The organism is Candidatus Merdisoma sp. JLR.KK006 (assembly GCF_036941035.1).
Taxonomy (GTDB): domain Bacteria; phylum Bacillota; class Clostridia; order Lachnospirales; family Lachnospiraceae; genus Laedolimicola.
The window spans coordinates 63,570-76,902 of record NZ_JAYMNS010000013.1 but is presented as its reverse complement, the minus strand read 5'-3'; the positions used below and the strand labels follow the sequence as shown (position 1 = coordinate 76,902).

At 45.8% G+C, this 13,333-nt stretch carries 11 protein-coding genes, 1 riboswitch and 1 other annotated feature; of the genes, 1 reads left to right on the top strand and 10 read right to left on the bottom strand.

What is annotated here, in order from left to right; translation table 11 throughout:
- Positions 1-295: 295 nt before the first annotated feature.
- A complete protein-coding gene (locus VSQ61_RS11845) occupies positions 296-1,069 on the bottom strand; it encodes a flagellin (protein ID WP_334344632.1) in 774 nt (257 codons plus the stop codon).
- A gap of 335 nt (positions 1,070-1,404) precedes the next feature.
- Between VSQ61_RS11845 and VSQ61_RS11840 the strand changes: the two genes are divergently transcribed.
- Positions 1,405-2,310 (top strand): Imm51 family immunity protein, encoded by a 906-nt coding sequence (locus tag VSQ61_RS11840; protein ID WP_334344631.1) that lies wholly within the window; start codon positions 1,405-1,407, stop codon positions 2,308-2,310.
- A 224-nt stretch (positions 2,311-2,534) separates the two neighbouring features.
- Here the strand turns inward: VSQ61_RS11840 and thiC are convergent, their stop codons facing one another.
- The 9 genes from thiC to VSQ61_RS11795 all read right to left on the bottom strand — a co-directional run bounded on the left by thiC (position 2,535) and on the right by VSQ61_RS11795 (position 13,182).
- Complete coding sequence (gene thiC / locus VSQ61_RS11835) at positions 2,535-3,845, bottom strand: phosphomethylpyrimidine synthase ThiC (protein ID WP_334344630.1); 1,311 nt, start codon at positions 3,843-3,845, stop codon at positions 2,535-2,537.
- 22 nt (positions 3,846-3,867) lie between these two features.
- The gene (gene thiD / locus VSQ61_RS11830) at positions 3,868-4,662 is read right to left on the bottom strand and encodes a bifunctional hydroxymethylpyrimidine kinase/phosphomethylpyrimidine kinase (protein WP_334344629.1); all 795 of its coding nucleotides are present in this window, start codon (positions 4,660-4,662) and stop codon (positions 3,868-3,870) included.
- Positions 4,663-4,747: 85 nt separating this feature from the next.
- A complete protein-coding gene (gene thiE, locus VSQ61_RS11825; protein ID WP_334344628.1) occupies positions 4,748-5,377 on the bottom strand; it encodes a thiamine phosphate synthase in 630 nt (209 codons plus the stop codon).
- 365 nt (positions 5,378-5,742) lie between these two features.
- Entirely contained in the window at positions 5,743-6,582 is an 840-nt protein-coding gene (thiM, locus tag VSQ61_RS11820) for a hydroxyethylthiazole kinase (RefSeq protein ID WP_334344627.1), read from the bottom strand.
- A gap of 4 nt (positions 6,583-6,586) precedes the next feature.
- The gene (gene thiW, locus VSQ61_RS11815; protein WP_334344626.1) at positions 6,587-7,096 is read right to left on the bottom strand and encodes an energy coupling factor transporter S component ThiW; all 510 of its coding nucleotides are present in this window, start codon (positions 7,094-7,096) and stop codon (positions 6,587-6,589) included.
- Between the two features lie 298 nt (positions 7,097-7,394).
- Positions 7,395-7,503: riboswitch (TPP riboswitch) on the bottom strand.
- Positions 7,504-7,585: 82 nt separating this feature from the next.
- The gene (locus tag VSQ61_RS11810; protein WP_334344625.1) at positions 7,586-8,845 is read right to left on the bottom strand and encodes a TRAP transporter large permease; all 1,260 of its coding nucleotides are present in this window, start codon (positions 8,843-8,845) and stop codon (positions 7,586-7,588) included.
- 1 nt (position 8,846) lies between these two features.
- Positions 8,847-9,344 (bottom strand): TRAP transporter small permease, encoded by a 498-nt coding sequence (locus tag VSQ61_RS11805; protein ID WP_334344624.1) that lies wholly within the window; start codon positions 9,342-9,344, stop codon positions 8,847-8,849.
- Between the two features lie 238 nt (positions 9,345-9,582).
- Positions 9,583-10,665 (bottom strand): TRAP transporter substrate-binding protein, encoded by a 1,083-nt coding sequence (locus VSQ61_RS11800; protein WP_334344623.1) that lies wholly within the window; start codon positions 10,663-10,665, stop codon positions 9,583-9,585.
- Between the two features lie 261 nt (positions 10,666-10,926).
- Positions 10,927-11,179: a binding site (T-box leader), on the bottom strand.
- Positions 11,180-11,235: 56 nt separating this feature from the next.
- On the bottom strand, positions 11,236-13,182 hold the full coding sequence (locus tag VSQ61_RS11795) for a methyl-accepting chemotaxis protein (protein ID WP_334344622.1): 1,947 nt from the start codon (positions 13,180-13,182) through the stop codon (positions 11,236-11,238).
- Positions 13,183-13,333 lie beyond the last annotated feature (151 nt).

Below are 13,333 nucleotides of genomic sequence, written 5' to 3'. Positions count from 1 at the left end.
CATTTTCTCTATTGTTCAAAGGATGTATCATATTCACTTTAATATTTCATTTACAAAATTAAATTCTTACTCCTTTCATCTCTTTTGTATATATTAACACGATACACCTATATTATGGAATAAAGTTTAAAGAAGCTTACTCAAATACAGATAAGAAATGCTAAGTCACAGGTTTTAGACTGCGGCTTAGCACCATTTTTTTGATTCAACTCTTAAAGACAGATATTATGTACTCTTTACATTAATCTGTCAATTATTATTTTCCAAATTCTTTACTCAAAATTCTTTCCAACTCCTACACTTGAAGTGCTCCCAGGATCTGCTGTCCCTTCTGAGCCATGCTCTTTTTCTGGAGCATCATGGTAATGCTCTGGATGGTCTGCTGGTGCTTTAGCTCCATCAGTGTCTTTGCAATATCGGTGTCTCCCATACGGCTCATGGATGCTGTCAGATTCTCGGAAGCATATCCGTTATAATCAATTGCATATTCCAGCTTATTATATTGTGCACCCATGGTGCTGCGGTCTCCCGTAACCTGTTCCAGAGCCTTATCAATTGCTCCGATATCAAAGCTCTTTGTAACATCAAAGTCCGAAAGTCCAAGGGCATCTATTGTGGAATTAACGGAACCGTTGATGCCGATCTCGCTCCCATAGGCATCGCCTACCAGAGTGATTCCATTGGTCTGACTGCCGTCCAACAGTTGGATGCCGTTGAAGTTGGTCTGGCTGGCCACACGGTCGATCTCCTTTTTGAGCTGTTCAACCTCCTGCTGAATCGCCGCACGGTTGGAGGGATTCAGTATGCTGCTGGTGGACCGAAGTGCCAGTTCACGCATTCTCTGCAGAGAATCTGTTATGCTGCCCAGTGCAGAATCCGAAGTTTTTACCAGGCTGACTCCGTCGTCAAGATTTTTTGTGCCTGTGTTAATACCTGTAATCTGGGCGTTTTCTTTTTGGGTGATCGCCAGCTCGGCGGCGCCGTTTGCCGCAGATGTTAATCTGTTCCCGCTTGCAATTTGTCCATATAAGTAAGGGGATGTAGTGCTGATTCCGGAAATGCCGTTCATATTTGATACCTCCATTGATGATATAAGAATCAAAAAATTCTGTATCATATTTTTGTAATAAAGCTTTCTATATATATTATATCGTTAAATTTTTCAAAAAGATTACCAATTTTTTGATAAATTTACAGTTTTTATTGTTCAAAAAACATTGATTTGTGTGGTTTCTCTGCAAAAGCCACCCTCTATATACTATGATTGAAAATACAGTTAGGTATTACAAGCCATGTGATTGATATTTTTAAGAAGCAGAATAATGCTCATCTATTTCATTTTGGGGAATAAAGTACTATAATAAAGCCATCCACAAATAGGTATTTGAGATAGGAGGTTCGATTGTGGGAAAAAAGACAATAGAGGTTAATCCGGGTGATATTTTTATGATTCCTCTTTTTTTACCATCCAATGATGATGATTATACCCTTGATTATAGCAAATATAAATTTCCCTTAAATGATATTTATGCTTTTGGAAGATTGATTGAAATACAGGTGGGAAATGTAGATTTGATAGAGGTGTTTTCTTATACCGGGCAAATACCCGAAAATCCTGATACTATAATACAATCGGGAAGAATGTTTGCACCTGAACATGTAGGACATCCATTTTCTAAAAATGGGCGTTGGCGAGCTATATTCAGCAATCCATATTATGATATGTGGAGAGATTCAGATTATGAAAATATTTCGTTTCTGTCTCCTGTAGGACATATATGGAAAGGAAAAGAAACAATCAATATTACAAAAAAACAATGTATCGAATTGAAAGAAGCCGGAATACCTTACTGGATTATGCATTCTCGTACAGATCTTGAAGTTAAGATTCGTTCAGTGCTTGAAGAACGAGTAGTAGATTTGAATTATGAGCAGATAGTTGATGAGCGGAAAGCAGAATTTCCAAAACCAAGAGATGTGGATAAAAAGCTAAAGGAAATGATTGTTCCGTTTAGCTGGATATCAGAACCGGGAAGATATACATTAAGCCTGGATGTCGGTTTGTTAAATAGCGATTGTTTTGCAAAGAATAATATGTTAGGAAATGGATATGATTGGGAAAAAGCTGCATCCGAATTTATTAAAAAGCAGGGAATACATTCTAATAAAAATTTCAGATTTGATTGTGAAGCGGATACATTTTCCATGACTTCTTCCTCTAAAAAAATGTTGAAGGAATTTTCGATTTCTTTTCACAAATTTGTTATGGATACAAATGCCTTTGAAGAATTTTTGAGTCAGCTTTCATAGACTGTGTATTAGACTCCAGTTTGTAGAATTGTAGCTATATGAAAATTAAATAACTGCCGCCCCATCACAGCAGCACATACAAGCAGCAAGTCTGAAAAAAATCTTAGGGGCTGCCGCAACAAGGATTTGGTATACAAAATATAGTATTTATTACAAAGCGAATACTACTATATCCTGTATACACTTCCTTAGTGCGACATCCCCTTTTTCAAATTTGTCCCATGTTACAATATATCAATATATTCCCCCGCAAGAGCCTTATTCATACTTCTCACTGCACAAAACTTTCCGCACATGCTGCAGGTATCGCTGTGATCATCCTCCGGCAGACGTGCAGCCCGGATTGCTTTGGCCGTATCTGGATCCAGGGCACAGGCAAACTGAGCATCCCAGTCCAGTGTGCGGCGGGCTTCGGCCATTTTATCGTCCCTGTCCCTTGCCCCGGGAATCCCCTTTGCGATATCCGCCGCATGAGCCGCAATTTTGGAAGCGATAATCCCCTGCTTTACATCCTCCACATTGGGAAGTGCCAGATGCTCCGCCGGCGTCACATAGCAAAGAAACGCCGCACCGTTCATGGCTGCCACTGCCCCGCCTATGGCGGCCGTAATGTGATCGTAGCCCGGTGCAATATCCGTCACCAAAGGTCCCAATACATAAAAGGGAGCACCCATGCAGATGCTTTTCTGCACTTCCATGTTGGCTGCTACCTGATCAAGAGGTACATGTCCCGGTCCCTCTACCATAACCTGTACATTGTGATCCCAGGCACGTTTGGTCAGCTCTCCTAAACGCACCAGTTCCTCTATCTGACATACATCCGTGGCATCCGCCAGGCACCCGGGACGGCAGGCGTCTCCAAGAGAAATGGTTATGTTATGGGCTTCGCATATCTCCAGGATTTCATCATAGTACTCGTAAAAGGGGTTTTCTTCCCCGGTCATGCTCATCCAGGCAAATACCAGGCTTCCTCCCCGGCTTACAATGTTCATCTTCCTCTTGTGCCTGCGAATCTGCTCTATGGTCTTTCTGGTAATGCCGCAGTGCAGCGTTACGAAATCCACCCCATCCTCCGCATGGAGCCGGACTACGTCTACAAAGTCCTTTGCTGTTAAGGTTGCCAGATCTCTTTGATAGTGGATAACGCTGTCATAGACCGGAACCGTACCAATCATGGCGGTGCATTCATGGGTGAGCTTTTGGCGGAAAGGCTGAGTATTGCCGTGGCTGGACAGATCCATGATGGCTTCCGCTCCCAGCTTAACCGCACTCATTACCTTTTCCATCTCAATCTTGTAATCCTTACAATCTCTGGATACGCCCAGGTTTACATTTATCTTGGTGCGGAGCATACTGCCGATTCCCTCAGGTTCCAGACACTTATGATGCTTATTTGCCGGAATGGCAGCCTTTCCCTCCGCCACAAGCTTTATAAGCTGTTCTACAGGCATTTGTTCTTTTTGGGCCACCCTCTCTATCTGCGGAGTTACAATCCCTTTTCTTGCTGCGTCCATTTGTGTCGTATACGAATTCATCTTTTTCCTCCATTTATCCTTTTTAATTGTGGTATGTTGTGATTCCAAACATATGGTTTAGAGGGCCGTTCCCCATCCCGAGATTCGGACTGTGCTTCAATGCTCCGGTCAAATATGCCTTTGCCGTCTCCACCGCCTCCCGAAGCTCCATCCCCAGTGCCAGTCCGCTTGCAATTGCACTGGAAAGGGTGCAGCCGGTTCCGTGGGTATTGGGATTATCAATCCGCCCGCCCCGAATCCAATAAGCCTGTCCTTTTTCATAAAGCAGATCATCCGCCGTATCTGACAGATGCCCTCCTTTGCAGAGGACGCTTATGTGCCAGTCCTCATAAAGCTTTCTGGCCGCCTGCTCCATATCCCTGTGGGTTCTTACGGTTAATCCGGTTAAAACCTCTGTCTCCGGAATATTGGGAGTAATCAGCTCCGCCAATGGAAATAGTTCTTCCTTAAGGGCCGCAACCGCCGAATCATCCATCAGCCGAAAGCCGCTGGTCGCTGCCATGACCGGATCCAGAACAATATGCTTCCCCTGATACTGCCTTAATTTTTCCCCAACCACCCGGATTCCTTCTTTCGAGGGCAGCATGCCTATCTTAACCGCATCCGGATAAATATCGGTAAAAATCGCATCCAGCTGGCTGCCAAGAAACTCCGGAGGTGTCTCCATCATCCCGTATACGCCGGTCGTATTCTGGGCAGTCAAGGCTCCTATGGCACTCATGGCATATACGCCATAGGCTGTCATGGTCTTAATATCCGCCTGGATACCAGCACCTCCTCCGGAATCACTTCCGGCGATTGTCAATGCTGTATTCATCTTTATCCTCCTTGCTAACAACATGATTTTCTATTGCGACAAAAAGTGGTACCCCCAATCTACCGCTTTATTTTTGTTTTATGACTTAAAGTGTTTGATTTAAAAATTCTCTGACAGCAGCCGTTTTGTTTTCCGCCGCAAACAGGGCACTTACAACTGCCACTCCTGCAATCCCTGTTCCTGCAAGCTGGGTGGCATTCTCCCTGGTAATTCCGCCAATGGCAACAACCGGGATTGTAACGGCCCTACAGATTTTTCCAAGCTCTTCCCTTGAAAGAAATGCTGCATTTTCTTTCGTGCTGCTTCCAAATACGGCTCCGCAGCCAATATAATCGGCTCCGGCATTCTCCGCTTCCAGGGCTTCTTTTACATTGTGAGCACTGGCTCCAATGATAAATCCCCCGCCCAGCAGCTTCCGTGTCTGCCGGATATCCATATCGCTTGTTCCCAGGTGAACACCCGAAGCACCTGCCGCTTTCGCAATATCCGGCCGGTCATTGATGATAAGCGGTACGCCATATTGATCACACAGCTTTTTTAGTTCTCCTGCTTCCTGCACAACGAAGCTCTCATCTGTCTCTTTTTCCCGAAGCTGTACACAGGTAACGCCTGCTTTCAGCAACTCTTCCAGGGTATCCTTAAGGGTCTCTCCCTGTTTTAACCAGCGGCGATCTGTTACCGCATACAGGCGTAAGGTTTCTGCTTCAAATCTCAAATTGTTTCCTCCTATTTAAAGTTCCGCAATACCCTTTCCAGCACCTCTTATCTAGAACAATTTCCGGCCACAAAAACATGTGTCCTTAAATTGTTCTGGCACTGTCAGGGTATTGCTGTTTAAAGTTCCACAATACCCTTTCCAGCACCTCTTATCTAGAACAATTTCCGGCCACAAAAACATGTGTCCTTAAATTGTTCTGGCACTGTCAGGGTATTGCTGTTTAAAGTTCCGCAATACCCTTTCCAGCACCTCTTATCTAGAACAATTTCCGGCCACAAAAACATGTGTCCTTAAATTGTTCTGGCGCTGTCAGGGTATTGCTGTTTAAAGTTCCGCAATACCCTTTCCAGCACATGACAGCACTAAAGGGTAAAGCTGCTGTCATGGCAAAGTTCTTCTACCGCATCAAACAAATAAGCGTGGAAGCTTCCGATTCCAACTGTCCCCAAACTGTGCATTTCTGCCCTCCTGGCACTCTCTTTCCACAGTTCTCCGGCCCTCCATGCCGCCGCATAGGGCTCATATCCATAACCGCAAAACAGAGCACACAGGGCTGACAGCATACAGCCCCCTCCTGTAAGACGACTCATCCGTTCCGATCCTCCGGCAATCAAGCGAGTGTCTTTTCCGTCCGAAACCGCATCTTTCTTTCCACTTATAAGAACAGCACAGGAATAAGCTTCACTCAATTGTCCGGCCAGCATCCGAAGCTCTGAATCTTCAAGAGCAATCTGGCTTTCCACTCCGCCCGCAGTTCTTTTTGTGAGCCTTTCTGGAGATTCTTCACCAGACATTTCCATTTCTCCAAAAGAATTACAGTTCTTGTTTTTTATGCGAAGCAAAGTACAGGCCTCTTCCTGATTGCATCGAATGAGCGAGATCTTTACTTGAGCAAGAAGCCGTTCCAGCCCTTTCTGACGAAATCTGCTGGATCCAGCACCTACGGGATCCAGCACCACAGGGTGTCCCAGTGCGTTTGCACGTTTTCCCGCTAAGATACAGGCTTTAAACTTCGTCTCATCCGGGACTCCAATATTGAGAAGTGTAGCCTGGCAAAAGGATGTAATTTCCTCTGCTTCCTCCGGATCCTGAGCCATAATGGCACTTCCCCCCGCTGCTAACAGCAGATTGGCCGTATCCTGCATCACAACCGGATTGGTCAGACAGTGGATCTTCGGACCATTCTCTTTATACCCATCCATCCTGCTATCGTACCCCCTGTACCTGTTCCAGGACTTTTCCCTTTTCCAATACAGTCACCAGCAGGTAAGCCAGAATGCTTCCGGCTGCCGTGGAAACCAGGAACGGAACTACATAGACAAACAATCCCGCCGGTTCTGCCCCCATAAGAAGCTTTGCTACCGGATAGGCTGCCAGGGCTCCCAAAATTCCCGTTCCGGCTGCTTCAGCCAGACAGGTGAAAGGAACATTCTTAAACCTTCCATAGACCATGCCGCAGCAGAAAGCTCCCACCATACTTCCCGGAAATGCCATCAGGCTTCCGATCCCCATCAGATTCCGAAGCAGGCTTGCACAAAAGGCAATCCCCACACTCCACCAAGGGCCAAGGAGAATGGCTGCCAGTACATTTACCATATGCTGGATTGGGGCACATTTGCTTCCTGCCACCGGAAAGCTCACCAGGCTCCCGGCAACTGCCAGGGCTGTCAGAACGCCTGCCATTGCCAATTTCTTTGTTGCATTGTTTTGATTCATGATACAATCACTCCTTTCTCTGATCTGCACACGCTTTTTGTGCATAAAGGTATACCCGTAGGGTGTTTCTCTGATCTGCACATGCTTTTTGTGCATAAAGGTATACCCGCAGGGTGTTTCTCTGATCTGCACATGCTTTTTGTGCATAAAGGTATACCGCTTAACCACATAAGTGGCACTGGAGTTCTGCCAAAATTCCGGAAAAAAACAGGCAGTTCGGAAACTGCCTGTTTTTAAGGAGCCTTGTTACGGCATCCTTTCCTGGTGATATAAAAAGAGGTGCCGCAGGCACCTCCTTACATCATTAACTATGTATCCCTACGTTGGCATTATCCAAATCAGGTTGTGGGTCGGAACAATCCAGTTCCCTCTCAGCCGGCTTCCAGCCAGCTCCCCATTTCCATATATGTTGTTGACAAAAAGCATTATAAACCCTTTTGCTGGATTTGGCAAGGCTAAAATTATCATGCCAGTATAAAGTATAAAGACTTACATCAACCCCGGTACCAGCATAGGAACGTACAATATCAGGAAAAATACCAAAATCAATCCAATCAGATAAGGAATAATTGACTTGGCAATCTTTTCAATCGGCAGCCCCGTAATGCCCGAAGCCACAAACAGGTTGATGGCCACCGGCGGCGTGATCATGCCAATGGCAATTCCCACAACAAACACAATACCAAAATGCACCAGACTGATATTCATAGCCTTAACCAAGGGCAAAAATACCGGAGTCAAGATAATGATGGCCGAGGATGTCTCCATAAACACGCCGGCAATCAGAATGATAATGGCAATCAGGAACATAATAATATACGGATTGCTGGACACGCTCAGAACCGAATTTGCAATGGCCTCCGGGATCTTCCAGTTCGCCAGTACCCATCCAAAGGGGCCGCTGCATGCAATAATAATCATAATAACGGCAGAGGTCTTGGCACTGCCTTTCATGATGTTAAACAATTCCTTTGGCCCCATATCCCGATAAACAAAAATGGATACCAGGATTGCATAGATAACCGCCACATCCGCAGCCTCCGAGGGGGTAAAGTATCCGGAAAAGATACCGCCCAGGATAATCAGCGGCATCAAAATACCCCAGATAGCCTTGAGAAATGTTTTCACCACATTCTTAAGGGAAAATGGCGTTCCCTTGGGATAATTAAACTTTGCAGCTTCAAAAAGAGAAATGGCAATCAAAATGATCCCCATCAAAACACCGGGAACAAAGCCGTTTTTAAAGAGGGTATTCACGCTCTCCTCCGCAATGACCGCATAGAGCACCATGGGAACTGAGGGTGGAATTACAACGCCGATAGTTCCTGCCGCAGCAATCAATGCCGCCGCCTTTGACTCATTGTATCCCCTTACTTTCAACTCCGGAATCAAAGTTGCACCTACAGCTGCCGTTGTCGCCGCACCGGAGCCGGAGATGGCCGCAAAAAACATTCCGGCAAGCACAGACACAATGGACAATCCGCCCTTAATCATGCCAAGCAACGCCTCTGCAAATTCAACCAGGACCTTGGAAACCTTTCCCTTTGCCATCAAATCCCCCGCAAAAATAAAAAAGGGAACCGCAATCAGGGAAAAGGAATCCGTAGCCGTAAACATACGCTGCACAATCATTAAGAGAGGCACATCTCCCTTAGTCATTACTGCCACAGAAGAAAGTGCAATGGAAAAGGCCACCGGAACTCCTAAAATAAGCAGAACAATAAATGCAATAAAAAGTAAAGCCGCCATTTTACGCTTCCTCCTTTCCCAATAAATGCATGACACAGCCAAGAGCCGCATCCAGTGCATGAAAGAACATCAGGCCGGAGCCGATGGGAATGCAGATATAAACATACCGCATAGGCAGACGCATAGCCGCCGAAAGCTGGTTCCCCTGCTTTCCAAAATACTGAATCCCATAAAACACAATCAGGCCGAATAAGATCATACAGAGCACATGTATCACAATCTGCAGGACATCTTTTGCCTTTCCCGGAAGAACATCCTGGAGCACGGAAATAGAAATATGACCGCTGCTCTTATACACACAGCCTGCTCCAAACAGGGTACTCCAGATCAAAAGGTAACGTGTGGCCTCCTGGCTCCATGCCAGAGCAGTAAAAAAGATACGGCAGACAATCTGTGCACCGGTAATAATTACCATGGCACCCAGCATCACCACAATCATAACCTCTGCGATCTTATCCAAAATATCACTCAATTTATGAATACCTCGAACAATAACCAAAATCAAACTCCCCCTTTTACAGTTCGTTCTTTTGCATCCAATCGTCCTTAAGGACTCATATAACTCACATGAAATACCTCATAGAACGGGTTTATAAGGTTCTTTCATGTAAGCTATACGGCTTTCACTTTGACTGCCTGAGCATGGACCATATTTCATCCATGGTCAGGCAATCTCATGATTTATTACTTATGATTTGCGATCTGTCAAATCCGGTTCGCCGCTTCGGATGCTTTTCTTACATCCCTGCGATAACCTCCTGAATTCTTGACACATAATCTGCATACTGGGAATACTGCTCATAAACAGGCTGTACGGCTTCCTTAAAGGAATCCAGATCCGGATCTTCAATAACTTCCATACCATTGTCTTTCATAGCCTGAAGCTGATCCGCTTCCTGCTCAGCCACCCATGCACGCTCAAACTCTGCCGCTTCCTGTGCCGCATCCAGGAAAATCTGCTGGGTCTCGGCATCCAGGGAATTAAAGATATTTGCACTCATGGTAATAATAGCGGTAGAGTAGGAATGACGATCCAGGGTTGCATACTTCTGAGACTCCCACAGCTTATAGGAATAAATAACATTGATGGGGTTCTCCTGTCCGTCTACGGTACCCTGCTGAAGTGCGGTCAGTGCATCCGCCCATGCCATAGGATCCGCATTGACACCCATTGCCTTAAAGCTTGCAGTATACACATCATTTTCCATAACACGAAGCTTCAGTCCGTTCAGATCTGCCGCAGACTGAATCGGCTTTACATTGTTGGTCAGGTTACGGAATCCACGCTCTGCATAAGCAAGGCCCTTAAGTCCGGAATTCTCCAGTGTATCAAGAAGCTCACGGCCAATCTCTCCATCCAGTACCGCATAAGCTTCCTCATTGCTTCCAAACAGATAAGGCATATCCAGAACGCCCATTGCATCCGAGAAATTAATGAAAGGACCGCTGGTGACAATTGCCATATCCAGAGTATCCATCTGCATACTCTCCAGCATATCTCTCTCGCCGCCCAGAGTACCGTTGGGATAAATCTCAATCTTGTATGCACCGTTCGTTCTCTCTGCTACCAGCTCGGCAAACTTTTCTGCCGCTACCTGGAAGCTGTCCTGCTCATTTACGGTAGTTCCAAGCTGAAGTACGGTTGCATCTGTGGCTTCTGCAGCCCCCTCGTCACTGCCCTCTGCTTCGCTGTTCTCATCAGCAGCTGCAGGTGTCTCTTGTGTCTGGCTGTCTTTGGCTTCTTTTCCGCCGCAGCCCACAAGGCTCATCATCATGACTGCTGACAGAGCCAAAGCAACGAATCTTACATTTTTTTTCATAACGATTCTTCCTCCTTAAAAAATAGTAATTATTTATGTATGTCAACTGCCGTCAGGGAACGGCAGAAATGACCTCAAAACTTTCTTTTGCATATTCATGCATGAATAAGAATCCTGCAAAGCAGGATTCTCCGCCTGCGGCGGGTCGCTCTGGCGACATTTTACCTTTCCGCCGCAGTGCGATCCTGCCTGGAGGGCTTTTTATATCATAGGGGAAGTTCGGATGACTTTCCTATGATATAAAAAAGGCTCCTGTCTCCACAAAGAGACAAAAGCCATAAACTTCTGCGGTACCACTCTTCTTGCTGTAAAAACAGCCACTCAGTCTCAACAGCCAACGGGCTAATGAGCGACAGGATAACGGATGTCTGCCGTTTTGACCTACGCAAACCTCGCTGTTCTTCAGTCAAACTGCTCAAAGGGGATTTTCCCGAAAATCCAACCGCCATGTCACACCGCCCCATGGCTCTCTGAAGATCTCGTAATCGGTACTCTTCCTTGTCAACACATTTTATATACCAAATATACAATTTTATTTATAATATACCTATCTTTTTTATTTGTCAACCATTATTTCAGCCGGAATTTGCGTACCAGATTATTCATCAGTATGGACTGGTCGGACAGCTCCTGTGAAGTTGTGGCACTTTTCTCTGAAGTGGCCGAGGTGCTCTGGACAACGGCGGAAATCTGGTCAATCCCCTCTGTAACCTGAGAAATCGCATTTGTCTGATTCTCTACCGCTTCCACGACAGCATTCATTTTTGTGGTCACATTTTGGGAAATCGAGTTGCTCCTATCCAGTGAATCTGTCACCTTGTTCACCACCTGATCTCCTTCCATCACTGCGGCAATAGAGCTTTCAATAAGTTCTTTTGTAGCCTTGGCTGCCTCATCGGATTTGGAAGCAAGGTTGCGGACTTCATCAGACACTACTGCAAAGCCTTTGCCCGCACTGCCTGCCCGTGCCGCCTCCACAGCAGCATTCAAAGCCAGAATATTCGTCTGGAAAGCAATATTCTCAATGGCATCAATGATCTTGCTGATTTCCGTGGATGAACTGGAAATCTTCTCCATGGCCATATTCAGTTCTTTTACATAATCTACACTGATGCCAAGCTGCTCTCCTGCCTGCTTTACAAAATCTCCCGCTTCCTCAGCCGCTTTCGCAGTCTGACGGGCATTTTCCGCAATGCTGGCAACCGTAGTGGAGAGCTCCTGGATGGCACTTGCCTGCTGGGTCGCTCCCTGGCTTAAGGACTGAGCACCATTTGATACCTCCCCGGCACTGTCCGCCACCATTCCGGCAGACTGACTGATCTGGAAAAGCGTATCCTTAAGGGAACTGTGGATTGCCTTGATGGATTTTTCAATTGCTATAAAGTCTCCCCAATATGTACGTGTAATATCCTCACGAAAATCTCCCTGGCCCATTTTGCTTAAATGATAGGACACATCCTGTACCATGTCATTCAACCGGCTGACCGTTTCATCCAGAGCTTTTGTCAATTCAGCAGTCTCGTCTTTGGATTTCACTACAGGCGTCGGTGTCTGCAAATCGCCGTCCGCCAACTCCTCCAAACGTTTAATGCAGGCTGCTATGGGACCGGAAATGGATCTTCCAACCTTTACCGCCACCGGGAAAGTTGCAATTACGACCAGAATCACTACCAGCACCGTAAGCAGGATGCTTCGATCCAGCGTGGATTTAAATTCCCGCTGGCTGGCCTCAATCGCAATGCTCCATTCCTGATTTCCTCCAATGGGTGCAAAACCCACGAATTTATTGTCTCCGTAGAAATTGTAACTGCCAAAGCCGGTCTCTCTTTGAATCATACGCTGATTTACTGCTGCCACGTCCGCAACGCTGGAATCCGTCTTGGCCGCCTCAATCATATTCGATCCTTCCTCCACCACGGACCTCTCCCGGTGTCCGATAACATTGCCCTTATTATCCAGCACATAAGCCACCCCGTCGTTGCCCATGGCCAGATTCACGACAATATCTGACAAAAAGTCAGCGTCGATGCCGCCATAAACGATGCCGTCAAAACGACCGTCAGTAATAATGGGAACTTCCAACAGAAAGATCATCTGCTCGCCATCATTCATAATATCAGATATATAAGGCTTCATAGTCTCCTTACACTGTTTAAAATAATCTTCTTCGGCATAATTGTAGCCTGTGGAGGAAGAACCGTCCGCAGCCATCTTGCCGGTATAGAGAAAGCCATTGCGGCTGGCTATATCATCACGAACAGGAACTAATTCTGAAGCGGTAGGCTCAGACTCCCGGAAAATATCGGAGGCGGCCGCCTCCTGCAGAGCTGTCCAATAGTTATTCATCCGCCATTCTACCGCATCCGCAGCCATCTGCGTTGCAGGACCCAGGGTCTTGGTCATCGTCTCATCGATTCCCCTGGCGTTTAAAATCGCTGTGATTACTCCGATCAATATTGATCCAACCAATACCACTGACAGCATACTAAATTGAATTTTTGATTTGATCGACTTCATGTCTTATCTTCCTCTCGTTTAATCATATTTTAAACAGGAAAAGTGAATCCGCTGAGGGCAGGCTATTCATCATATCCTGCTTTTTCCTATGATAGGTTATCACAAAGTTTTAAAATATTCAATTCTATTTTTAGTTTCTATGAAATAGGAC

Excerpts from the sequence above, each read along its gene's own strand:
- thiC (WP_334344630.1), bottom strand. The coding sequence starts at position 3,845 with ATGAATTCGTATACGACACAAATGGACGCAGCAAGAAAAGGGATTGTA.
- thiD (WP_334344629.1), bottom strand. The coding sequence starts at position 4,662 with ATGAATACAGCATTGACAATCGCCGGAAGTGATTCCGGAGGAGGTGCT.
- thiM (WP_334344627.1), bottom strand. The coding sequence starts at position 6,582 with ATGGATGGGTATAAAGAGAATGGTCCGAAGATCCACTGTCTGACCAAT.
- thiW (WP_334344626.1), bottom strand. The coding sequence starts at position 7,096 with ATGAATCAAAACAATGCAACAAAGAAATTGGCAATGGCAGGCGTTCTG.
- VSQ61_RS11795 (WP_334344622.1), bottom strand. The coding sequence starts at position 13,182 with ATGAAGTCGATCAAATCAAAAATTCAATTTAGTATGCTGTCAGTGGTA.
- VSQ61_RS11845 (WP_334344632.1), bottom strand. The coding sequence starts at position 1,069 with ATGAACGGCATTTCCGGAATCAGCACTACATCCCCTTACTTATATGGA.
- VSQ61_RS11800 (WP_334344623.1), bottom strand. The coding sequence starts at position 10,665 with ATGAAAAAAAATGTAAGATTCGTTGCTTTGGCTCTGTCAGCAGTCATG.
- VSQ61_RS11810 (WP_334344625.1), bottom strand. The coding sequence starts at position 8,845 with ATGGCGGCTTTACTTTTTATTGCATTTATTGTTCTGCTTATTTTAGGA.